Source organism: Nonomuraea phyllanthi (assembly GCF_006334985.2).
GTDB lineage: Bacteria > Actinomycetota > Actinomycetes > Streptosporangiales > Streptosporangiaceae > Nonomuraea > Nonomuraea phyllanthi.
The window spans coordinates 377,371-399,591 of sequence record NZ_VDLX02000004.1 but is presented as its reverse complement, the minus strand read 5'-3'; the positions used below and the strand labels follow the sequence as shown (position 1 = coordinate 399,591).

20 protein-coding genes are annotated in these 22,221 nt (G+C 71.1%); 8 read left to right on the top strand and 12 right to left on the bottom strand.

All coding sequences use genetic code 11. The features are described 5' to 3' along the window. Nucleotides 1-57: 57 nt before the first annotated feature. Nucleotides 58-1,194, top strand: a complete 1,137-nt coding sequence (locus FH608_RS13290) for a sensor histidine kinase (protein ID WP_139630765.1) — start codon at nucleotides 58-60, stop codon at nucleotides 1,192-1,194. Nucleotides 1,195-1,198: 4 nt separating this feature from the next. Further along, on the top strand, nucleotides 1,199-1,846 hold the full coding sequence (locus FH608_RS13285) for a response regulator (RefSeq protein WP_139630764.1): 648 nt from the start codon (nucleotides 1,199-1,201) through the stop codon (nucleotides 1,844-1,846). Between the two features lie 35 nt (nucleotides 1,847-1,881). On the opposite strand, the gene FH608_RS13280 is transcribed toward FH608_RS13285, so the two are convergent. Genes FH608_RS13280 through FH608_RS13270 form a run of 3 tightly spaced genes read right to left on the bottom strand, consistent with a single transcriptional unit; the run spans nucleotide 1,882 to nucleotide 7,110 of the window. Further along, a complete protein-coding gene (locus tag FH608_RS13280; RefSeq protein WP_226899427.1) occupies nucleotides 1,882-3,903 on the bottom strand; it encodes a beta-galactosidase in 2,022 nt (673 codons plus the stop codon). 1 nt (nucleotide 3,904) lies between these two features. Then, entirely contained in the window at nucleotides 3,905-4,834 is a 930-nt protein-coding gene (locus tag FH608_RS13275) for a DUF6807 domain-containing protein (RefSeq protein WP_139630763.1), read from the bottom strand. Further along, entirely contained in the window at nucleotides 4,831-7,110 is a 2,280-nt protein-coding gene (locus tag FH608_RS13270; RefSeq protein ID WP_139630762.1) for a beta-xylosidase/alpha-l-arabinosidase, read from the bottom strand. The genes FH608_RS13275 and FH608_RS13270 overlap by 4 nt, the downstream gene beginning before the upstream one ends. Before the next feature lie 191 nt (nucleotides 7,111-7,301). On the opposite strand from FH608_RS13270, the gene FH608_RS13265 reads away from it, so the two are divergent. Both FH608_RS13265 and FH608_RS13260 read left to right on the top strand, forming a co-directional pair. Beyond that, nucleotides 7,302-8,309, top strand: a complete 1,008-nt coding sequence (locus FH608_RS13265; RefSeq protein WP_226899425.1) for a LacI family DNA-binding transcriptional regulator — start codon at nucleotides 7,302-7,304, stop codon at nucleotides 8,307-8,309. A 43-nt stretch (nucleotides 8,310-8,352) separates the two neighbouring features. After that, nucleotides 8,353-8,805: an NUDIX hydrolase gene (locus FH608_RS13260; protein ID WP_226899423.1), complete on the top strand. Its 453-nt coding sequence runs from the start codon at nucleotides 8,353-8,355 to the stop codon at nucleotides 8,803-8,805. Between the two features lie 13 nt (nucleotides 8,806-8,818). Here FH608_RS13260 and FH608_RS13255 read toward each other — a convergent pair whose 3' ends face one another. From FH608_RS13255 to FH608_RS13240, 4 genes are all read right to left on the bottom strand, one after another. Continuing rightward, a complete protein-coding gene (locus FH608_RS13255) occupies nucleotides 8,819-9,778 on the bottom strand; it encodes an aminoglycoside phosphotransferase family protein (protein ID WP_139630761.1) in 960 nt (319 codons plus the stop codon). Further along, nucleotides 9,771-10,583, bottom strand: coding sequence for a TIGR02569 family protein (locus tag FH608_RS13250; protein ID WP_139630760.1), 813 nt, complete (start codon nucleotides 10,581-10,583; stop codon nucleotides 9,771-9,773). The genes FH608_RS13255 and FH608_RS13250 overlap by 8 nt, the downstream gene beginning before the upstream one ends. Then, nucleotides 10,580-11,545 (bottom strand): adenosine deaminase, encoded by a 966-nt coding sequence (add, locus tag FH608_RS13245; RefSeq protein WP_139630759.1) that lies wholly within the window; start codon nucleotides 11,543-11,545, stop codon nucleotides 10,580-10,582. Before add ends, FH608_RS13250 begins: the two co-directional genes overlap by 4 nt. Before the next feature lie 72 nt (nucleotides 11,546-11,617). Next, entirely contained in the window at nucleotides 11,618-12,379 is a 762-nt protein-coding gene (locus FH608_RS13240; protein ID WP_139630758.1) for a class I SAM-dependent methyltransferase, read from the bottom strand. A 209-nt stretch (nucleotides 12,380-12,588) separates the two neighbouring features. On the opposite strand from FH608_RS13240, the gene FH608_RS13235 reads away from it, so the two are divergent. The 3 genes from FH608_RS13235 (at nucleotide 12,589) to FH608_RS13225 (ending at nucleotide 14,802) form a co-directional block, all read left to right on the top strand. Then, nucleotides 12,589-13,032, top strand: a complete 444-nt coding sequence (locus tag FH608_RS13235; protein WP_139630757.1) for an RrF2 family transcriptional regulator — start codon at nucleotides 12,589-12,591, stop codon at nucleotides 13,030-13,032. Nucleotides 13,033-13,110: 78 nt separating this feature from the next. Further along, nucleotides 13,111-14,307, top strand: a complete 1,197-nt coding sequence (locus FH608_RS13230) for a globin domain-containing protein (protein WP_139630756.1) — start codon at nucleotides 13,111-13,113, stop codon at nucleotides 14,305-14,307. A 66-nt stretch (nucleotides 14,308-14,373) separates the two neighbouring features. Then, complete coding sequence (locus tag FH608_RS13225) at nucleotides 14,374-14,802, top strand: hypothetical protein (protein WP_139630755.1); 429 nt, start codon at nucleotides 14,374-14,376, stop codon at nucleotides 14,800-14,802. 22 nt (nucleotides 14,803-14,824) lie between these two features. Here FH608_RS13225 and FH608_RS13220 read toward each other — a convergent pair whose 3' ends face one another. The 4 genes from FH608_RS13220 to FH608_RS13205 all read right to left on the bottom strand — a co-directional run bounded on the left by FH608_RS13220 (nucleotide 14,825) and on the right by FH608_RS13205 (nucleotide 18,583). Next, entirely contained in the window at nucleotides 14,825-15,793 is a 969-nt protein-coding gene (locus FH608_RS13220; RefSeq protein ID WP_394367674.1) for an RNA polymerase sigma factor, read from the bottom strand. A 273-nt stretch (nucleotides 15,794-16,066) separates the two neighbouring features. Next, nucleotides 16,067-16,390, bottom strand: coding sequence for an MmcQ/YjbR family DNA-binding protein (locus FH608_RS13215; protein ID WP_139630753.1), 324 nt, complete (start codon nucleotides 16,388-16,390; stop codon nucleotides 16,067-16,069). Between the two features lie 34 nt (nucleotides 16,391-16,424). Continuing rightward, complete coding sequence (locus tag FH608_RS13210) at nucleotides 16,425-17,441, bottom strand: HesA/MoeB/ThiF family protein (RefSeq protein WP_226899422.1); 1,017 nt, start codon at nucleotides 17,439-17,441, stop codon at nucleotides 16,425-16,427. 224 nt (nucleotides 17,442-17,665) lie between these two features. Then, nucleotides 17,666-18,583, bottom strand: coding sequence for a carotenoid biosynthesis protein (locus FH608_RS13205; protein ID WP_139630751.1), 918 nt, complete (start codon nucleotides 18,581-18,583; stop codon nucleotides 17,666-17,668). A gap of 1,888 nt (nucleotides 18,584-20,471) precedes the next feature. Here FH608_RS13205 and FH608_RS54350 point away from each other — a divergent pair. Beyond that, nucleotides 20,472-21,269, top strand: coding sequence for an RDD family protein (locus FH608_RS54350; protein WP_139630750.1), 798 nt, complete (start codon nucleotides 20,472-20,474; stop codon nucleotides 21,267-21,269). Here FH608_RS54350 and FH608_RS13195 read toward each other — a convergent pair. After that, the gene (locus tag FH608_RS13195) at nucleotides 21,197-22,150 is read right to left on the bottom strand and encodes a hypothetical protein (RefSeq protein ID WP_139630749.1); all 954 of its coding nucleotides are present in this window, start codon (nucleotides 22,148-22,150) and stop codon (nucleotides 21,197-21,199) included. The two genes, FH608_RS54350 and FH608_RS13195, sit on opposite strands and share 73 nt — an antisense overlap. Between the last annotated feature and the right edge of the window lie 71 nt (nucleotides 22,151-22,221).

Here is a 22,221-nt window from a genome sequence, read left to right as displayed (position 1 = left end):
CAGCACGATCGACCCAGGTCGCTAAAGCCAGCCCGCGATGGTGCCTAGGCTGAAGTGGTGCACCACCCGCCACCTCTCGACCGGCTGGGCATCGCGCTGCGCTATCTGGCCGCCATGCTGCCGCTGCTGCTCGCCGGCCTCATCCTGACCCTGATGGCCGGCTTCGTCCCGAGCAGCCAGGACAAGATCTTGTACGGCACGGCCGACATCGCGCTGGGCGTGGTGGGGCTGGTGCTGATGTGGTGGCGGCGCCGGTGGCCGTGGCAGGTCGCGCTGGTGGTCTCCCTTTTCACCGTCGTCTCCTTGAGCGCCGTCGGCCCGGCCCTGGTCTGTTACGGCTCGCTGGTCACGCATCGCCGGTGGCGGTGGACCGTGCCGGTGGGGGTCTCGCTGGCGCTGGCCGTGACCGGCTCGGCGCTGTGGCTGGGCTCCCTCAAGCTGGCCGAGTTCTACGGCCTGGCCGCGATCTCGGTCCTGACGGGTGTGACGTTCGCCGGCCTGTACGTCCGCGGGCGCCGCGATCTGGCCGCCGCGCGGCGGGAGGCGGAGCAGGCCGCGCAGTGGCAGCGGGTCGAGCAGGCCCAGCTCTCCGAACGGCTCAAGATCGCCCAGGAGATGCACGACGTCCTCGCGCACCGGATCTCGCTGCTGGCGATGCTGGCCGGCGGCCTCGCCTACCGCACCGACCTGTCCGCCGAGCAGACCCGCGAGACCGCCCGGGCGATCCAGGAGAACGCCCACCAGTCGCTGACCGAGCTGCGCGCCGTGCTGGGCACGCTGCGGCGCGACGGCGGCCTGGAGGCGCCGCAGCCGACGCTGGCCCAGCTGGACGAGCTGTTCGAGGAGGTCCGCGCGGCCGGGCAGCGTGTGGAGGTCGACGACACCATCGACGGGCGGGAGCTGCTGCCGACGCAGACCGGGCGGCACGCGTACCGGATCGTGCAGGAGGCGCTGACCAACGCCCGCAAGCACGCGCCCGGCAGCCACGTGCGGGCCGAGCTGGGCGGGCGGCCCGGCGAGGGGCTGCGCATCCGGGTGACCAACCCCGCGCCGCCGAGCGCGCCGGTGGGCCCCGGGGGGCGCCTGGGGCTGGTGGGGCTGGCCGAGCGCACCCGGATGGCGGGCGGCACGATCACCCATTCTGTCCGAGACGGACTGTTCGTCCTCGATGCCCGGCTTCCGTGGAAGGCTTGAGGGCGTGACCAGAGTTGTGATCGTGGACGACGATCCCATGGTGCGCACCGGTTTGCGCCTCATCCTCGGTGGCGAGCCCGACCTCGACCTGGTGGGCGAGGCCGGCGACGGCAGGGAGGCCATGGCGGTGATCCGCGACCTGCGGCCCGACGTCGTCCTGATGGACCTCCGGATGCCGCACCAGGACGGGCTCACCACGATCGAGCTGCTGCTCGGCCGCCCGGCGCCGCCCCGGATCCTGGTGCTGACCACGTTCGACGCCGACGACATGGTGCTGCGCGCCCTCCGGCTGGGCGCGGCCGGGTTCCTGCTGAAGGACACGCCGCCGCCGAAGATGATCGAGGCCGTGCGCACCGTGGCCAGGGGCGAGCCGGTGCTCTCGCCCAGCGTGGCGCAGCAGGTGATCGCCGCCGCCACCGGCCGCTACGCCGGGCGCGAGCCGGAGGCGCGGCGGGAGCTGGCCCGGCTGACCGACCGCGAGCGGGAGGTCGCGGTCGAGCTGGCCAGGGGCAGCTCCAACGCCGAGATCGCGCGCAGCCTGTCGGTGAGCGTGGCGACCGTGAAGGCCAACATCACCCGCATCTTCGCCAAGCTCGGCACGGACAACCGGGTGCATGTCGCCATGAAGGTGCGCGACGCCGGCCTGCTCTGAGCCCAACGCCGGCCCGCTCTGAGGCGGTCGTGGCGTCAGGCTCGGGCGCGGCGGATCACCGCCGCGCCGAGCGGCGCCAGCTCGACCGCGCCTGACACCCGCTCGCCCGTGAGCAGGTCCGTCCCCTCCCCCGGGAAGGGGACGGACTCGGCGCGCTCCCCGCTGTGGTTGAGCAGGAAGACGTACTCGTCCGCCTCGTCGCCCCGTACGGAGCACTCCACGTGGGCGGGCACCCCCGGGAACGGCGAGCGCACGCCCGCCGCCTCCACGGCCGCGAGCAGCTCGGCGCCGAAGGCCGCCTCCTCCAGCAGCGTCGCGAAGTACACCACGCGCCCGGCGCCGAAGCGGTTGTCCACCACGGCGGCCCGCCCGGCCAGCAGGCCGTCGGCGTAGGTGGCCAGGGCCTTGCCGGTCTCCAGGTGCAGGTCGTCGCGCCACCAGGTCGAGGTGGCCCGCCGCCCGTCGGCGAACTCCACGGCGAACACCTCGTGCGGCCTGGCCGGCCAGTACTCGTCGATCTTGGCCCCGATGAGCTCGCGGAACGCCCCCGGGTAGCCGTCCGGCCGCACCCGGTTGCACTCGTCCACCACGCCGGAGAAGAACGACATGATCACCGTGCCGCCGTCGCGGGCGAACTCGGTGATCCGCCGCACGCCCTCGTCGTCGATGAGGTACGCGTTCGGAACCACCAGCACCTTGTACCCCTCCAGCGACGACGCGGAGGACACGACGTCGACCGGGTGGTGCCCCTCCCACAGCGGCGTGTAGTGCCGCATCACGGTGTCGGCGTAGCCGAAGTCGCTGCGCGGGATGCCCGCGGTCTCCTCCAGCCCCCACCAGCCGTCCCAGTCGAACAGGACGGCGATCTCGGCGCGCGAGGTCGTCCCGGCGGCGGGCGCGAGGAGCTTCAGCTCCCGCCCCAGGTCGACGATCTCCCTGAACGTGCGCGAGTCCGGCCCGGAGTGCGGCAGCATCGCCGAGTGGAAGCGCTCCTGCCCGCCCCTGCTGGCCCGCCACTGGAAGAACATCACCGAGTCGGAGGCCCGCGACAGGGCCTGGAGCGAGCCGAGCCGCATCCGGCCCGGCTCCTTGACGATGTTGAGCTGCCACTGGCTGACGGCGCTGGCCGCCTGCTCCATCAGCAGCCACGGCTGCCCGCCCTTCAGCGAGCGGAACAGGTCGAACTGGAAGGCCGCGGACACGTGGGAGTCGGCGTCGGCGGGGTTGGGGTAGATGTCGAGCGCGACCGCGTCCTCCTCGGGCGCCCACTTCCAGTAGTCGGCGTGCTTGTAGAAGCGCATGAAGTTGGTCAGCACCGGGATGTCGTCGCGGAAGGAGCGCACGATGTCGCGCTCGGCGATGTAGCACTCGAGCAGCGCGTCGGAGGTGAAGCGCTTGAAGTCGAGCCGGCGGGACGGGTTCATCCAGGTGCGCGGGATGTGGGGCACCTCGATCTGGTCCCAGTCGGTGTAGCGCTGGCTCCAGAAGCGGGTGGTCCACGCCTCGTTCAGCGTCTCCAGGTCGCCGTACCTGCGCCGCAGCCAGCGCCGGAAGTTGACGGAGGCGGCCTCGTTGTACGCCGTCGGCCCGTACTCGTTGGAGATGTGCCACATCGCCAGCGCCGGGTGGAAGGAGTAGCGCTCGGCGAGCTTGGTGGTGATGGCCGCGGCGTACTCGCGGTAGATCGGCGAGGACGGGTCGTAGTGCAGCCGGTTGCCGAAGCCGAAGCGCTCGCCGTCGGCCATGACGGGGAACACCTCGGGGTGCAGCTGCGTCAGCCAGACGGGCGGCGCAGCGGTGGGGGTGGCGAGGTTGACGCTGATGCCGTTCTCGTGGAGGAGATCCATGATCTCGTCCATCCACCCGAACTCGTACGTCCCGGGCTCCGGCTCCAGCGACGCCCACGCGAACACGCCGAGGGAGACGACGTTGACGCCGGCCTCGCGCATCAGGCGGACGTCCTCCCGCCACACGGCGGGGTCCCACTGCTCCGGGTTGTAGTCGCCACCGAAGGCGAAGCCCCCGACGCGGTTGCGGAAGGCGTCCATGCGCGACATGTCACAGCTCCTTGATGATCGTCGACGTGATTCCGGCGGTGGCGCCGGCGATGCGGGCCGCTCCGTCGGGGCCGGTGTCGCCGTCGGCGATGGTGACCGCGTACCGGAAGGACAGCGACGCCCCTGGCTCGACCGGCCGGACGACGTCGAAGAACGGGGCCGGGCAGACGCAGGCGTAGACGCCGCTGCGCACGAACCACCGGACCGGCGCCCCGCCCGAGTCGTCCACGAACACGAGCGTGGAGGAGGCGTCCTCCTCGTCGTGGTCGCCGGAGTAGGCCAGCCAGCCGCCGCGCTCGCCCATCAACTCGTCGCCGCCGGAGCGGCCCTCCATGTAGACCCGTCCGTTGCTGAACGAGCGGGGGCCGCGCCAGAACAGCCCGCCGTACCCGGCGTTCGGGCGGCCCTCGGTGGTGGGGCTGCCGATGGGGACGGTGGCGCCGGAGACGTTGGTGAACTCGGTGGTGAAGGCCAGCGTCCAGCCGTCGGGGCCGACGAGCGCGCCGAAGCCGCGGCGTTCGGTGAACCACGGCTCGCCGGTGCTCGCCACCCAGGTCAGCGACTCGCGTACGGCGACGCGGTCCTCGCCGGTCTCGATCGCGTCGAAACCGTTGTGGACGGTGGAGCCGTTGTTGTCTGCCTGGACGTAGCCGCGGTCGCGGTAGTAGGTGACGCCGCCCCAGAAGTTCTGGGCGCCCACGTTCGGCAGCGACCAGGCGATGCCCTTGTGCCAGACGTGGTCCCAGGGGCGGTAGAGCGACACGAGACGCCCCGACAGGGTGCGCAGGGGGTGGAAGTAGGGGCGCGGCGACTCCAGCCGCGGGTCCCACGGGCCGTACACGTACCGGAAGAGGTCCGTGCCGTCGTGCGCCAGCGTCAGGCCGCGGCCCCGCTCGTCGGTGAGGCGCAGGCCGCCGGTCGGCTCCATCATGCGATGTCCATTCCCGGCGCCACGGACACGGTGGTCAGCAGCCGCTCGGAACCGGTGATCTCGTAGGTGGGCCCGGTCAGCTCCACGGTCCGCTCGTCCACGACGTCGGCGACGGAGCGGCGTACCGACAGGCCGAACGCGCCGGGCTCCACGACGCGCCGCCCGTCCCGGCCGGTGAAGGAGAGCAGCCGGGCCGGCACGTCGAAGGCGACCCTGGCGCTCTCGCCGGGGGCCAGCTCGACGCGGGCGTACCCGGCGAGCTGGGCGACGGGCCTGGTGACCGAGGCGATCCGGTCGGAGACGTACAGCTGGACCACCTCCGCGCCGGCGCGCTCGCCCGTGTTGCGCACCACGACCGAGCAGCGGATCGGCCCCTCCGTCGTGGCCGTCGCGCCGACGGTGAGGCCCTCGTAGGCGAAGCTCGTGTAGCTCAGCCCGTGGCCGAAGCTCAGCGCCGGGGCCGGGTCGACGGCGCTGACGGAGCCCGCGCCGCCCAGCTTCGGGTGCAGGTAGCTGTACGGCTGGCCGGCGGCCGAGCGCGGCATGCTCATGGGCAGCCGGCCGGAGGGGTTGACGGCGCCGCTCAGCACCCGTGCGATGGCGCCCGCGCCCTCCTCGCCGGGGAAGTACGCCTGGACGACGGCGGCGGCGTCCTTGAGCAGCCCCGGCACGGCGTAGGAGCGGCCGGTCATCAGCACCGCCACGGTCGGCGTGCCGGTGGCGATCACGGCGTCGGCCAGCTCCTGCTGGGCGCCCGGCAGGTCGAGGCTCTCCGCGTCGCAGCCCTCGCCGGACGTGCCGCGCCCGAACAGCCCCGAGCGGTCGCCGAGCACGAGGATCGCGAGGTCCGCCCCGGCCGCCAGCCGCGCGGCGGCGGCGATCCCGGAGCGGTCGCCGTCGTCCACGCCGGTGCCGCGCCCGACCCGGAGGTCGGCGCCGGGCAGCTCCTCGCGCAGCGCGTCGAGCAGGGTGGGCGCGGCGATGCCGGGCTCGACCCCCGGGAAGTGCGGCAGGACGTGGTTGACGAACGAGTAGCAGCCGAACAGGGCTGCCACGCTGTCGGCGTTGGGGCCGATCACGGCCACGGTCCTGCCCGCGGCGTCGCCGAGCGGGAGCACGCCGTCGTTGGTGAGCAGCACGACCGACTCCTCGGCCAGGCGCCGCGCGAGGTCGCGGGATCCCGGGTCGTCGAGGTCCACTGGGCCCGCCGGCTCCGGCTCGTACCCGTCGTCGAGCAGCCCGAGCCGCTCCTTCTGCGTGAGCACGCGCCGCAGGGCGCGGTCCACCAGCCCCTCGTCGATCTTCTTCGCGGCGATGGCCTGCTTCAGCGGCTCCAGGTACGCCACCCCGGTCGGCAGCTCGACGTCGATGCCCGCCGTGAGCGCCTGCACGGCCGCCTCCTCGGCGCCCTCGGCCACGGCGTGCAGGGTGTGCAGGAAGGCGACCGCGAAGTAGTCGGCGACGACCGTGCCGTCGAAGCCCCATTGGTCGCGGAGGATCGTGGTGAGGTAGTACGGGTCGGCGGCGATCGGGATGCCGTCGATCTCGGCGTAGGAGTTCATGACCGAGCCGGCCCCGGCGTCCTTGATCGCGACCTCGAACGGGAAGAGCAGCGTGTCCGCCACCTCCCTGGGGCCCGCGTGCACGGGGGCCAGGTTGCGGCCCGCCCGGGAGTTGGAGTAGCCGACGAAGTGCTTGAGCGTGGCGATCACGCCCGTGGACTGCAGGCCCCGGATGTAGGCGGCGCCGATGGTCGCGACCTCGTACGGGTCCTCCGAGACGCACTCCTCGACCCGGCCCCAGCGCTGGTCGCGGATCACGTCGAGCACCGGCGCGAGGCCCTGGTGGACGCCGAGCGCGCGCATGCTCGCCCCGATCCGCTCGCCCATGCGCTCCACGAGCGCCGGGTCGAAGGAGGCGCCCCAGGCGGGCGGCACCGGGTACGTCGTGGCCCGCCAGGCCGCCAGCCCGGTCAGGCACTCCTCGTGCGCGATCGCGGGGATGCCGAGCCGGGTGTGCTCGCGCAGCCAGCGCTGCCGCGCGGCCAGCACCGTGCTCGCCTCCTCCGGATCGACGGGTCTGGTGCCGTAGTGGCGGGTGATGTGGCCCACGCCGTGGCGGGCGAACGCCTCGAACGCGACGTCCTCGCCCTGCATCGAGTCCTGGAGCGGCGCCACCACGCCCTCGTCGCGGTTGACGTTCAGCCACACGCCCACGAGCTGGGCGAGCTTCTCGTCGAGTGACATGTCCGCGAGCAGTTCCGCGACCCGTTCCATACATCCTCGTTCGGCGACTGGATCGGAAAGTTTCTGGCACACTTTCCGAAAGATTACCGTGACATTGCCGAAGGGTTACGCTAAGCTCGGGCCTGCGGCGATGTCAACTGCGCCCAACGGGTAACAGCAAGCGCCAGGTCAGGGGGAAAGCTGCGGTTTCCCGTAGTTTCCGAAAGTTGTCAGGAGGCTTTGTGGCTCGAGCAACACTGGCCGACGTCGCGGCCGCCGCAGGGGTGTCCGTGCCGACGGTCTCCAAGGTCCTCAGCGGCAAGAAGCACGTCTCCGCCGCCACCAGGGACAAGGTGCTCGAGGCGGTCAGGGCCTTCGGGTACGAAGCGCCGCGACCGCCCAGCACGCCCAGGGTCGGCCTGGTCGACCTGCTCATCGACGGGCTCGGCTCGCCGTGGGCCCAGGTGCTCATCAAGGGGGCGGAGCAGGCCGCCGCGCGGTGGGGGTTCTCGCTCGTCGTGTCCTCGTCCTGCCGGTCCGACTTCGACCTGCGGCGCTGGATCGGGATCGTGCGCAAGCGCGGCACCGACGGCATCGTGCTGGTGCTCTCGCGGGCCGAGCAGGAGGAGATCTCGGCCATCGAGGAGCTGCTGCACGTGCCCCTGGTGCTGCTCGACCCGGTCGGCGCCCGCGACCCGCGCATCTCCACGGTCGGCGCCACCAACTGGTCGGGCGGTGTCATGGCCACCACCCACCTGCTGGAGCTGGGGCACACGAGGATCGGCTTCATCGGCGGGCCACTCGACACGCAGTGCACCCTCGACCGGTACGAGGGCTACCTGGCGGCGCACCGCACGTTCGGCATCGACCCCGATCCGGAGCTGACCCACTACGGCGACTTCCTCATCTCGGGCGGCAAGCGGTTCGGGGCCGAGCTGCTCGACCGGTCCGACCCCCCGACGGCCGTCTTCGCCGGGTCCGACCTGATGGCGGCGGGCGTCTACCAGGCGGCGGCCGAGCGCGGGGTCCGGGTGCCCGACGAGCTGTCCGTGGTCGGGTTCGACGACTCGATGCTGTGCGAGATGATGTCGCCGCCGCTCACCACCGTCCGCCAGCCGCTGGACGACATGGCCAACGAGGCGGTCCGCCTGATCTCGGAGGAGCTGACCCATCCCCGCGGGCCGGTCGGCACGCGCATCGAGCTCGCGACGACCCTCATCACGCGCGCCAGCACGCTGCCCCGCGGCTGAAAATCCGGTGGCGGATCCCGGCCGCCACCGCCATAGTCCTGACGTGATCATCACCAAAGAGCTGCGCGTGGCCGCGTACGCCATCTGCGTCGACGACGGCCGGATCCTCCTCACCCGCTGGGTCGGCCCGGACGGCGAGCGCGTCTGGACCCTGCCCGGCGGCGGCCTCGAACACGCGGAAGACCCCGTGGACGCCGCGATCCGGGAGGTCGAGGAGGAGACCGGCTACACGGTGGCGATCGAGGAGCTGCTGGGCATGAGCACCCTGCGCCGCCGCTACACCAGGGGCGAGGGCCGCGAGGCCGACTTCCACGGGCTGCGCATCTACTACGTCGGGCGCGTCACGGGCGGCACGCTGCGGGCCGAGATCGGCGGCAGCTCCGACCGGGCCGAATGGGTGCCTCTGGACCGGGTCGCCGGGCTCGACCAGTCCGAGATGGTGGGGGTCGGGCTGGAGCTGCACCGCCTGCGCCCCAGAACCGGGCGGCTGCCCTGACCCCCGCCGGCCTTCACGGGGCCTGGGACAGGATGAAGTCCTCGTAGCCGTCGGGCGGGCGCACGCCGCGCGTGGCCATCCAGTGCACGCGCCCGGCGCCGGTCAGGGCGAGGGTCGCACGATAGCCGCACTCGACGTCGGCCCGCACGAACCGGCCGCCCGCCCCGGCCAGGTAGTGCTCCAGGGGGTCGGCGAACGTGCTCAACGCGAGCGCCGCCAGATCCGCCCCGACGGGCCCCGCGCCCAGCGTCGCCCAGTCGAGCACCACGGTGGTGCCGGCCGGCGCACGGTGGGACGAGCCCTGGGGCGTGGTCTCGCGCCCGGCCTCCGGCACGCCACCGGTTGGGGCGTCCGGCCGGGCCACCAGGTTGCCGGCCGAGAAGTCGCCGTGCGTCAGGACGACCGGCAGCCGGGCCAGCTCCGCCAGGAGCTCGTCCTGCCGCGCCCACAACCGCGCCACGCGCGGGTCGGCGGCCACGGGTGTCCACTCGCTCGTCGCCAGCCGCTGGGCGAGCTGGTGCCCGGCAAGCCACGGCACGTCGGGCACCGCCGTACCGGCCTGCCAGGCCCCGAGCCGGCGAGCCGCCAGGTGCGGCGACTCCGGCACGCCCGTGACGTCGGCCAGGTACACCACGTCTCCTACGACCCCGTGACAGCGCGGCGCCGCGAGCCCGGGCCCGGCGGGCAGCAGGCCGCTCGCGTACGCCAGGGGCTCGCGCCGCCAGTACGCCCAGTGGCGGGGATCACCGGCGTAGGGGGCGTGCCGCCCCTCCCGCACGGGCCGCACCTCCTTGCGCACCACGCTGAACGGCACCTCCTCGCCGCCGCACCGTGCCAGCCCGGACAGCCGCGTGACGCGTCCGGTCGCCGCGCCGGAGCTCCCGCCGATCGGCTCCCTCCGGCACGTCACCACCGTCCCGCCCGGCCGCCCGAGGACGGAGGCGAGGACGGGTTCGGGCAGCGGGTCATCCATCGGATGCCTCCAGGTACGGGTCCGTGACAGCGATCGCGCGCCGGTAGGCCGCCAGGCGGCCCGGCGTCCAGGCGCCGGGCGCCGCGACGTCGTCGGTGACGATCCGGTAGATGAGGGCGCGGACCAGCATCTGGCCCCACTCCGGCAGGTGCGACCACCGGGCGGCCAGTGCGGGCGAGGCGCCGTGCCAGCACAGGGCGTCCACGACCGCGACCGCCGCCGCCCACGCCGGCGGCCGCCAGTAGACGGGCCAGTCGATGATCGCCGGCGGCAGGCCGTCGGCGAACAGCACGTTGCCCAGCAGGTCGCCGTGCACGGCCTGCGACGCCGCCCTGACCGGGCGGCGGGCCAGGGCCAGCGGCTCCAGCAGCTCCAGCGCCATCGGCGTGCCCTCGACGGGCCGTTCGTCCCACGCGACCCGATCGCCGTGGGACCACGGGCCGTCGCGCACGTCCAGGTACGGGGGCCGCGCCGGCCCGCCGATCGCCTCGTGGAAGGCCGCCCCGGCCCGCAGCACGTCGTCCTGCCGCCGGACGTCCGGAGCGCCGGCGACGAACCGGCACGCCTCCCAGCCCCGCGCCACCCACGAGCCGTCCCGCGCACGTACGGGACGAGCGATGCGGAAGCGGGACGAGCCGGGCAGGGCGTCGAGCACCTCGGCCCGCCACAGCGTCTCGGGCGGGAACTCCACGGGCTTGAAGGCCAGCGAGCCCGCCCGCCACACCCCACCCAGGTCGACCGGCGTGCCCGAGGCGCCGAAGGCCGCGAGGACCTCGCGCGGGGGCGGTGCGCCGCCGCCGGTCACGGGGAGGACGCGAGCCAGGCGCGCACCCCGGCCCGCAGCCGCTCCTTGAGCGCATCGCCGGCGAACGAGGCGTCGATCGAGGCCAGGGCCAGCTCCGCCAGCTCCCCGTCGCCGAGGCCGAACACCTCCCGCAGCCGGGTGTACTCGTCGGCCAGCACCGTCTCCCCGTCCGTGTTGATCGTGACCGCCAGCCCCGCCTCGCGCAGCCGGGGCAGCGGGTGCTCGGGCAGGGAGGGGACCAGGCCGAGCAGGACGTTGGAGGTGGGGCAGACCTCCAGCGGGATGCCGCGCTCGCGCACCTCGGCCACCAGCGCCGGGTCGTCCAGGACGCGGATGCCGTGCCCGAGCCGTTCGGCGTGCCCCACGTCGAGCGCCTCGCGGACGCTGGCGGCGCCGGCCGCCTCGCCCGCGTGGTGCACCAGGCGCAGCCCCGCGTCCCTGGCCGCGTCGAACACCTCCGCGAACGGCGCCAGCGGGTGGGCCTCGTCGCCGGCCAGCCCCATGCCGATGACCCGGTCGTACCGGCAGGCCAGCTTGTAGGTGCGCCACAGCCGATCCACCGGCCGCCGCCTGGAGTGGTCGAGCAGCACCCGGCACTCGATCCCGAATCTCGCCTCGCCCTCGGCCAGCCCGTCGAGCACCGCCTCCAGCGGCATCTCCGGCTCCCCCACCCGCTCCCCGTGGGAGGCGGCGGTGAAGGTCACCTCCACGTAGCGGGTGCCCTGGGCGGCCTCGTCCTCGCAGAACTCCACCGCGATCCGGCGGAAGTGCTCGGCCGTGCGCAGCAGCGAGCGGACCCGCGCCCGCTCGTCGGCGAACTCCCTGAAGCTCGCGAACGCCTGCCGCGGCTCGGGCGCCCGCTCGGGCGCGCCGCCGCCGAGCTCGCGCACGGTCTCCGGGCGTACGGTGCTCTCCAGGTGCACGTGCAGGTGGGCTTTGGGCAGCGCCCGTACGTCTCTCACGCCCCACACGCTAGGCGACGCGCCGGGCCGCACGCAGCCGGTTTTCCGCCGCGCGGGCCGTGCCGGCGCCGGTCAGCTCATCCTGGTGACGCGGATCTTCGACTGCTTGTGCGGGCCGAGCTCCCAGTCCTCCATGAACGCGGCGCTCAACCCGTACCGGCCGGCCAGGTCCACCAGGGTCTCGGTGCGGTAGTAGAAGTCCTCGCGCAGGACGTGGTGCTCCTTGCCCTCCGTGCGGTCGAAGGTGAAGTCGAACCACGCGCCCGGCTTCATGATCCGCCCCACGTGGGCGAAGCACTCCTCGATGACGTGCAGCGGCGAGTGGGAGAACACGCTGTGCGCGTGGACGACGTCGAAGTGCTCGTCGGGCAGGAACGCGAAGCGCAGGTCGCGGACGGGGATGAGGTGGGGCAGCTTGTCGCGCAACCCGTGCTCGACGAGCGTGTCCTGGGCCGCCATGAGGATGTCGGGCGAGATGTCGACGCCGTAGTAGTTGCCGGTGTGCAGGTAGTCGATGAAGAGCCGCCCCGCCCTCAGGTTGCCGCAGCCGATCTCCAGCATCCGGAACTCCGGTTTGAGCCCGTGTTCGACCAGGTAGTCGAACTGCAGGCGGCCCAGCGCCAGCCACCGCCTGTGCGTGTGCGAGCCGACCGCGCCCTCGGGGTCGCGCGCGGTGTCGGACTTCATGACGGCGCGGTAGTAGGCGACGTGGTCGCGCGTGCGCAGCCGGAACCACGTGTCGCGCGCCAGCCGCCGCAGGTGAGGCGCGATCTTGTGCGGATGCCTGGCCGCGTAGGAGATCTGGTGGGCGAGGCTCGAACGGGAGCGTTTCACGCCTCGGAATCTAAACCAGGGTGCGGCCCTCGTCAGGGGGCCATGGTGAATCCCATCGGAGCGTTTGGGCAGATCATCGACGTCGTACGGGCCTTCGATGACGGTGCGGCGGCCCGTGGCGGGGACACGCCGGGGCCCGTGACGTAACCCACACCCTCAGACCCCCTCCTAAATACGAACCCAAGATGCGTGTTTGTTAGCATCGGAACGTGCGGTTGACGAAGTTCACCGACCTGGCGCTGCGGGCCGTGATGCGGCTCGCGGTTTCCGACCAGGCCCGGCCCCTGACCACCCGGGAGGTGGCGGAGGCCGTGGACGTGCCCTACGCCCACATGGCGAAGGCGATCACCCGGCTCCAGCACCTGGGCGTGCTGGAGGCCCGGCGGGGTCGTGGCGGAGGGCTCGAACTGACCGGTTTCGGGCGGCGGGCTTCGATCGGCTGGCTGGTGAGAGAGCTGGAGGGCGAGGACGAGGTCGTCGCCTGCGACGGCGATCCACCGTGCCCGCTGCGCGGGGCATGCCGGCTTCGCCGGGTGCTGCGCGAGGCGCAGGAGGCCTTCTACGCCACACTCGATCCGCTGACCGTGGCGGATCTGGTGACATCCCCCACAGGCCCGGTTCTGATCGGGCTGACCGGCCGCCGCTCCGGGTAACTCAGGTCCTGCCGCCCCGGGCCGGCTGCCGCATGCCTAAATACGAAGATCATTTACCAATTTTATCTGGGAGTCACCGTGCTTTCCGAGCAATCCGTCCCTGTCATCCGGGCCACCCTCCCGGCCGTCGGCGCCGCCATCGGCGAGATCGCCGAGCTGTTCTACAGCAAGATGTTCACCGAGCGCCCCGAGCTGCTGCGCGACGTGTTCAACCGGGGCAACCAGGCCAACGGGGAGCAGAAGAAGGCGCTGGCGGGCTCCATCGCGGCCTTCGCGGGCATGCTTCTGGAGCACCCCGACACCCGGCCGGACGCGATGCTCGCCCGGATCGCCAACAAGCACGCCTCCCTCGGCATCACCTCCGACCAGTACAAACTCGTCCACCGGCACCTCTTCTCCGCCATCCGCGACGTCCTCGGCGACGCCGTCACCGAGGACGTGGCCGCCGCCTGGGACGAGGTCTACTGGCTGATGGCCAACGCGCTCATCGCCATCGAGACCCGGCTCTACCAGGACTCCGGCACCGCCGAGGGCGAGGTCTGGCGGCAGATGGAGATCGTCGAGCGGCGCGAGGAGGCCCCCGACACGGTCGCCTTCACCCTGCGCCGCGCCGACGGTGCCCCCGCGGGCTCCTTCCGCCCCGGCCAGTACGTCAGCATCCAGGTCGAGCTGCCCGACGGCGCCCGCCAGATCCGCCAGTACAGCCTCTCCAGCGCCCCCGGCAACCCGCTGTGGCGCATCACCGTCAAGCGCGTCCGGGGCGAGGCCGGGCCGGAGGGCGAGGTCTCCTCCTGGCTACACGAGCACGCCCGTCCCGGCGACGTGCTCACCGTCTCCGCCCCGTTCGGCGACCTCGTCCTCCCCGAGGGCGACGGGCCGCTGCTGCTGGCCTCCGCCGGGATCGGCAGCACGCCGATGCTGGCCATGCTCGACCACCTGGCCGCCGAGACCCCCGCCCGGCCGGTGACGGTGGTGCACGCCGACCGTACCCCCGCCGACCACGCCCACCGGGACGAGCAGCGCCGCCTCGTGCGGGCGCTCTCGAACGCCCGGCTGCACCTGTGGTACGAAGAGCCGGGCGAGCACGCGCCGGAGGCGTCGGCCGGCCAGGCCGACGTGGCCGCGCTGGAGCTGCCGGAGGGGCTGACCGCGTACCTGTGCGGGCCACTGCCTTTCATGCGCGCGGTACGCGGCGACCTGCTGCGCCGCGGCCTTCCCGCGGAGGCCGTCCACTACGAGGTCTTCGGCCCGGACCTCTGGCTGGGCTGCGAGTAGACCGGTCGCCGGCCACATCCGGAGGCCGCCGGCAGGGCGGCCGCGAGCAAAGGAGAAACGCACACCATGAACGCCACGTCAGCCGCCGTGACGGCCGCGGTCACCTTCGTCTGGCTGGGGATGGTCCTGGCGATCTCGTTCCTGGAGGCGCCGTTGAAGTTCCGGGCGCCCGGCGTGACCGTGCCCATCGGGCTGGGCATCGGCCGGGTCGTCTTCCGGGCGCTCAACCGGGTCGAGGCCGTGCTGGCCGCCGCCGCGATTGTGGCGGTGGCCGTCGGCGGCCCTCCCGTGTCCGTCGGCGTGCTGACCGCCGTCGCCGCGCTGCTGCTGGCCGTCCAGCTGCTGGTGATCCGGCCGCGCCTCAACCGCCGTTCGGACCGGGTGCTCGCCGGCGAGACCCTGCCGCGCTCCCGCGCCCACCACGTCTACGTGGCCACGGAATCGGCGAAGGTCCTCGCGCTCCTCGCCCTGGGCGTGAACGCCCTCATCGCCTGAGGATCAGCTCAGGTGGTCGGGGTCAGCTCAGGTAGTCGCGCAGTGCCAGGGAGCGGGACGGGTGGCGCAGCTTGGACATCGTCTTGGCCTCGATCTGGCGAATGCGCTCGCGGGTGACGCCGTAGATGCGGCCGATCTCGTCGAGCGTCCTCGGCTGGCCGTCGGCCAGGCCGTAACGCATGCTGATCACGCCGGCCTCGCGCTCGGACAGCTGGTCGAGCAGGGCGTGCAGCTGCTGCTGGAGCAGCGTGAACGAGACCGCGTCGGCCGGTGAGACGGCCTCGGTGTCCTCGATGAGGTCGCCGAACTCGCTGTCGCCCTCCTCGCCCAGCGGCGTGCTCAGCGAGATGGGCTCGCGGCCGTACCCCTGGATCTCGACGACCCGCTCCGGGTCGAGCTCGGTCTCCTGGGCGATCTCCTCGGGCGTGGGCTCGCGGCCGAGGTCGCTCTGCAGGCGCCGCTCCACCCGCGCCACCTTGTTGATCAGCTCCACCATGTGGACGGGGATGCGGATCGTGCGGGCCTGGTCGGCCATGGCCCTGGTGATGGCCTGTTTGATCCACCACGTGGCGTACGTCGAGAACTTGTAGCCGAGCCGGTAGTCGAACTTCTCGATCGTCCTGATCAGGCCCAGGTTGCCCTCCTGGATCAGGTCCAAGAAGAGCATGCCGCGGCCGGTGTAGCGCTTGGCGATGGAGACCACCAGCCGCAGGTTGGCCTCCAGCATGCGGCGTTTGGCGCGTAGGCCGTCATCGGCGATCCACTCCAGATCGGCGCGCAGCTCGGGCGGCAACCCCGGCTCGGTGTCGAGCCGCTCCCTGGCGAACAGCCCGGCCTCGATGCGTTTGGCCAGCTCGATCTCCTGCTCGGCGGTGAGCAGCGGCACCCGCCCGATCTCCTTCAGATATGCCTTGACCGAGTCGGCGCCGACGGCCGCGCCGCTGTCGGCCACATTGTCGTCGAGTTCGAGAACCTCTGCTGCTTGGGACAAAACACTCTCCTCGCTCGCTTTGGACACACGACGCTGGAACTTGGGTCGTAGCTGCAACTTGTGACTTGGACCATCGCCACCTTGGGTTACGAGGGAACGGGCGAGGCGGGAGACCGGGCCGGGCCCCTCTGTCAACGCTACCTAACGCTTCGCGCAACGTGACCAGGGCCGCACCCGATTCCCGCCATCAGCGCTCACGCCATGCGCGCACATGGTGCATGTCCGCCAAAGCGGGCGTTGTCCCGTGCGGTGCCGGACACTAGGCCGACAGCCTCACCGATGGGATGACCCGCCCACGTAGGTGGCCGCCTCCGACAGCAGGCGGCGCCAGACGGTCTCGTCGGGCACCCGCAGGGCCACCCACTCCCGCATCCGCCGCGCCCCCATCACCATCGCCTCGGCCGTCCCCTCCTCCACCAGCTCGGCGGCCCGCGCGGCCGGGACCTTGAGGACGACCCGGCGGTCCTTGGACAGGAACGCGTAAATCTTGCCGTTGACCTTGAGCCCCTCCGAATGGAACATGCGCCCCATGCTCACCTCCGGCCGGGCGAGGTGCTCCATGATCAGGTCGTCGAAAAGCTCCTGGGCGGTAGCCACGCGAGGCTCCCTTCCTCGACACCCGCGAACGCCGTCAGGCGCGCCCCTCCCCCGCCGGCTCCTCCGTCACGCCGCCGGGCAGCGGGCGGAGGGGCTCGATGATGGGCACGCCGATCTCACGGTGCCACATGCCACCGACAGTTCCTCCGATGAGGAAGGCCGCGTGGACGACCGCTCCCGCACGAGGGGACGGTGCGCGCGCTCGCAGCGCACGTCGAACGGATGGCGGAGCGGCACGCCGCGGCCGGCGCCTCCCGGAAGTCGCCGAGCCAATCTCGCCGCCGGCGAGCTGGGCCACACCCCAGCCGCCCGGAGAGATCATGAGCGGCAGGACCACCGTGAAGAGCATCCACGCCATGACGGCGGTCCCCGCGACGTACGGCACCACGAACCAGCGGGCGACCTGCCGGTCCCGCTCGCCCGTCTCAGCCGGCCCGGCGCTCTCGGCCTCGGCGAGCCGGAACAGCCTGTCCTTCGCGGTGAGCCACGTCGTCCGGTAGAGGTCGTGGCAGCGCAGCGCGTTCGCGAGCAGCGCGTACGAGTCGCCGCGCAGCGGGAGGGCGGCCCACTGCCAGACGATGCCGAAGATCAGGAAGAGCGCCACGGCGGCGAGGAGGCCGTCCGCAGCGGCGTCGGGCCGGGTGCGGGCGATGAGCTCGAAAAGCTGCTCAGGCCCCCCGACGTCGGTGTCGATCGCCTCGACCTCGATGGCCGCGTCGAAGTCCCTGACCCACGTCGAGGCCCGCTCCACCTTGCGGGCGCCGATGCCGTCCCATCGGTAGAGGTACTGCCGAGCGAAGTTGCCCGAATGCACCGTGTCGCGGTCGAGCAGCGTCAGCCTGCCCACGCCGAGCCCGGCCAGGTGCGGGATCGTGTCGGAGTTGAGCCCGCCGGTGCCGAGCACCAGGACGTGCGACTCGCGCAGACGCCGCTGCAGGTCCTCGCGGCTGCGGCCGAGCGTGCTGAACGACTCGAAGAAGGCCAGGTTGCTGAAGCAGCGCTCCGCGCCGGCGGGGTCGAGACGGCCGAGCCGGTCGCCGTCCTCCAGCAAGTCTGGTGTAGAGCTCCGCCTTGCCGTCCGGGTCCGCTTCTGCGACCAGCCGCACGAGATGGGTTCCGAGCAGCCGTGATCGACCAGGCGCGTGGGTTGCTGGGGACGCCGTCGCGTGGCCATCGATCGGCGTCCGCGTCGAGTCGGACCCCGCAGGATGGGACCGCGCCGGTCCTGCAGGAGGCGGGTGAGGCCGGGCAGCACGGCGAACGGGCTTCATCACCTCAGGCCGCGGTGTCGGCTGGAGTGCTTGCCGGGCTGGCATGACGGGTGGTGTCCGGCAGGTTCGCCGAGGCGGCGCCGCTTCGCCGGGCGAGGTTGAGTGCGGCAAGAACGGTGATGAAGATCATGCCGTAGATCGTGGTCAGCACTGACGTTTCGTAGAGGTCGCCGGTATGCCACCTGTGTCCAAGAGCGTCGGTCACAATGGTGCGCTCGCCGGACAGGAAGTCGATGACGAACGCGCCGGCGGTTGCGGCGTACAGCACCAGGGACTGCACGTGAGATGCCGTGGCCGGCTCGGGTGTCGCCCTCGGCTCCGGACCGTAGGAACGTAGGTACAGCGCGAAGAACTGGAAGAACACATAGGTCGTCAACGACCACCCGAGGAAGTTGACCAGGGGCACGCCGAAGAATCCACCGCCGTTCTCCCAGATCCACAGCTTCTGGATAGTGGCGCGAGTGGGATCCATGGACAGATCCCAGGCGACCATGGCGAAGGAGGCGATGACCGGTGTCCCGATGGTGGTCAGCCGGCCGGAACCACGGCGGACCGCTCCGACCAGTAGTGTGGCAACCGTCCACGCCAGGTAGCCGGTGGCCGCGTAGGCGGGCCCGATCCCTAAGGGAACCATGAAGAGCTGCCAACCAAGGGTGTAGTGGTAGTTCCCGAACGGGAAGCCGGTGAGGACGCTGAGGTTCTCCAGAATGTTGCTGACCAGCAGTGTGATCCCGACGAACACCAGAATCGCGCGCCAGCCGTACCGGCGAGAGCCGTGCAGCAGCGTGAACACCGTTTGGGCGAGAAGGAGCAGGGGGAAGCCGATGCCAGGGAAGAAGGTTTTCGTCAGCAGCAGGATCATCGCGAGGCTGGTGACGAACCACAAGATGGTCGACGCGGAGCGCGAGTAATTGGCGGCCATGATTGCTTCCGTAGTGGTTTCACTTTGGTGAGCCAAGGCGCCGGTGACGAGCGCCTAGGAGAGAGGGGTTCACGGAATCGATCGTCGCGCCGTCGAGGCAACCGCGGCCTCCGACAGCGGATGGCAGCGTCTACGCAGGTTCGCGTAGACAGTTCCTGCCCGCGTACGCTCGCTGTCGTAGGCGGTCACGCGTGCGGAGTCTCATCTCACACGAGAAACCGTAGGATCGCGGCATTTAAGCACCGCACCGCGTCGTTGCGCCTGTCTGTGCTGGCGCAGGATGTGTTGCTTGCGCGACGGGGCGCACGAGCACGCACCGCGCACGGCGACTCTCTACCGGGCCACCATACCTATCGCCACATCAGTGGCGTTTGGACTGGCCCTGGAGCAATGCTTGAGACCTGTGGATCTGCCGGGAAGGGGGGTACCTTCCCGGATCGCGTTGATGGTCTCAAGTAGGCCGGACTTGCAGCGTCGGCTGGGAAGGCACCGCGATGGCGCCCTGGCCGACACGGTGGGCGCCGTCACCACCTACACCGACACCAGCCGGTCTCCGACGACTTCTCCCAGTTCAACGTCGGCGGCGACATCCGCGCTGTCCTTCGCCATCGGCAATTGCCGTACTACGGTGCCGCCCATCCTTCGCTGGGGGCATCCTGTTCGTCCTTGACGACCCTGATTCGCCCAGGTCAAGAGTGAATATGACTCGCGCGACAGCGCCGCCGAGATGCTTCACTTCGACCGATCCGGCACGCATGATGACCCTTGCGGTCGATGCGTCACCCACAGCACGGCCCGACCGGAAGGAGCTGTCGCCACGGCAGCCGGTCACCTTGGTTGGTTGCTCCGTCCCAAGGGTGGGTCCAGCGCGGGGACGGCATGCGGGGGCTAGCCGTCCCCGCACGGCTGGCTCCCATCTGATGCCGCGCCACGGCCCGCGACCGCACCCGGGCGCCGCCGGCCGGGGCCACCCCAGCCGGGGCCATCACGCTATCTGCCCAGGTCAAAAGTGGATATGTCTCCGACGACAGGCCGCCGGGGATACTTCGCACCACACGGCCGGCCCCACATGATGGCCATGCGGCCTTCCCCACGGCCCACAAGGTGTGGCCGACCGGCGAGACGCTCATCGCGCTGGTCTTCTTGTGTGGTCGGGCGCCTGAGGGTAGGCAGCACCGGGGGCGGTACTTCGGGGGGAGGCCGTCCCCGGCCCCGCTCGTCGTCCCCGCTCATCGTCCCCGCTCCGCCGCTCACCGAGCCGCCACGCATACCCCCTACGCACTGGGCAGACGCAAAGAAAAGGTGACGCCTCTGTCTCCCCGAGGCGTCAACCGGGCCGAGACAGGGAGTCACCCGTGTTGATAGGCATGCGCGGTCAGTGGCCGATCACCCCAGGCCTTCCTCTGCTACGCCGGCATCCTCAGTCCTTCGGCGCTCTCGTGGGACTGCCCACCCGTCGCCTCCATGAGCTCCTTCTGGCCGCTGACGAAGCCGCCTCAGCCGTGATCATCAGCGGCAGCCACAGGGCCACGCTGACCGTCTGGACCGCCGAGACCGGTGTCAACCTGAAGACCATCGACCATCGGGACTCTCGCGTGCATCCGCGTCTGCTTCCCGTACCGGCCCCCGGCACCTTCTGCAGACGCCTGGACAGGCGACCCAGCCGCCTACTGACTCGCCTCTTCACGCCGTCGATGTAAGTGACCTGCGACGGCGGCACGCGCATGAGAACTCGCGTTGCCCCTGCTTGCCCCCTTGGGATCCCACGTTGACCCCCGGTCCCGGGCTGTGTGATGACCTTCCTCACTACATCAAGCCCCGCCCGGCTGAGCCGGACGGCACCCCGCAACTGCCGGCGTCCAGGAGAGTCAAGTCACGATACATTCGCATGGGAAGCCTGCGCTTGAGCGCGCCGTACCGGTCATTACTGGCTTTGCCTACCCGGAAGACACCATTGAACACCCCCAGCACGCCACTCCCTGACCAGCCAAGCGAGCCCTCAGACCAACCTTCTCTCGCATCACACGGTTTGCGTTTAGCCGCCTTTCTCATCGACTGCGCCCTTCTTGCAGTTTTCACGGTAACCATGTACGGCCTTGCGTCCGCCATCTTCGTCGATATGACCGAGAGTGACGCACGCTCCCTGGTCACGCCCATACTGCTCCTTCTGCCCTTCCTGTATTCGCCTATCCTGACGGCAATGTGGGGTGGCACGATTGGCAAGCTCGTCTGTCGCATCAGGGTCGTTCGTGTTGGCATTCCAGACAAATACCATGGCGGCAACATCAGCTATTGGCGCGCATTGACCGCGCGGGCCCCTGCGGAGACGATCACGATCGGCAGGTGGTCTTGGATTGGCGGTAGTCCGCCACCCGCACCCTCACCCGCCCGCGTCACCGCCCAGGACGACCGCCCGTGCCGCCGCAAGCCAGGGTTGGGGCAGGCGGGCCATCACGCCTGCGTCAGCGCCCGCGAGACGGCTGGATCGCTGACCAGAGCGTGGGGTGGGCGTCTGGTTGGCAGGTGGATCGCCCAGACGCCCATGAGCAGCTGTCCCCCTTCCCAGCGGCCAGCTACTCCGGCATCTATACCAGTAATCTGTTCATCGCTCAGTCAGTCGCGTGCGGGAACGACGTTGATCCGGGCTCCGGAGTCGACGTCCAGGGTAACCACCAGCCGGACATGACGACCTCGTGCCCCGAGTGCCCAGGTCATCAGAGACTGCCGCTCTCGTGGCATCACTTCAGGGGTCTCCGACCAGGGCTCCTTCAAAGGTTTTTCGTCCGTGAGGTGCGTGCGCGGACCCGTGTACACCCAGTCGGTCTCCTGCACGAGATCCAGTACTCGGTTCTGGAGCCGCTCCCACTGGTCATCGATCCTTTTCACCTCGGTGCGCCCGCCAAGGGCGCGACGCACTTGCCGCCTGCTCAGGCGGTCCAGGGAGCGGTACAAGTCGAACCACTCCAACCATGCGTCCCTCAACTGCTCGATGGGACGGCCCTGCGTCGACGCCCCCGCGGTCATGACCCGCTCCGTGATGAGATTCGCAAGAGCACAGCCGAAGTGAAATAGCTCTCGCCTGGGCTTGTTCAGGTACAGGACTCGGAGGCCAGGGGTCATCCGCTCCCGGATTGCCAGGCTGCGGCTCAGCTTCCGGCGCCGCCGCTGGTCGCAGCACCACGGGAGCACGGTGCGGGCTAAGGCTATCCGGTCATCCAGTTGCGCCAGGCGGTCAGCGCGCCATGCCGCGGCGACTTCGGGTTCCGCCAGATACTGCCTGGTCAGGCTCTCCAGTTCCGCAGCGATCTCCGAGGCCGGCGCGGAGGTTGGAGGGCAACTGGGGGTGGAGCAGCGGTAGAAGCGGCTTGCCGCATACCAGCCCTCATCCTCGATCCGCTCCTCGATCGCGCCTTCGCACCGCCCGCACCAGAGAACGCCCTCGCCCAGGTATGAGGCACCGCGCTGGTCCGGGACGCCACCCACGACGACCGCTGACCCGATCTTCCAGACCTTCTCCATCCTGCTGACGGCCTCGCGCATCGTTAAATCCAGAGCATCCGCCGCCATAGCGTCGCCTCCTCCTACCGGACTCCAGGTAACGCCTTACACCTGGTGCGTAACGCCTTGCAGATGTTGTC

Coding starts and splice junctions, on each gene's coding strand:
- FH608_RS13280 (WP_226899427.1), bottom strand. CDS start 3,903: ATGTCGCGCATGGACGCCTTCCGCAACCGCGTCGGGGGCTTCGCCTTC.
- FH608_RS13275 (WP_139630763.1), bottom strand. CDS start 4,834: ATGATGGAGCCGACCGGCGGCCTGCGCCTCACCGACGAGCGGGGCCGC.
- FH608_RS13270 (WP_139630762.1), bottom strand. CDS start 7,110: ATGGAACGGGTCGCGGAACTGCTCGCGGACATGTCACTCGACGAGAAG.
- FH608_RS13255 (WP_139630761.1), bottom strand. CDS start 9,778: ATGGATGACCCGCTGCCCGAACCCGTCCTCGCCTCCGTCCTCGGGCGG.
- FH608_RS13225 (WP_139630755.1), top strand. CDS start 14,374: ATGAACGCCACGTCAGCCGCCGTGACGGCCGCGGTCACCTTCGTCTGG.
- FH608_RS13205 (WP_139630751.1), bottom strand. CDS start 18,583: ATGGCCGCCAATTACTCGCGCTCCGCGTCGACCATCTTGTGGTTCGTC.
- FH608_RS54350 (WP_139630750.1), top strand. CDS start 20,472: ATGGGAAGCCTGCGCTTGAGCGCGCCGTACCGGTCATTACTGGCTTTG.
- FH608_RS13195 (WP_139630749.1), bottom strand. CDS start 22,150: ATGGCGGCGGATGCTCTGGATTTAACGATGCGCGAGGCCGTCAGCAGG.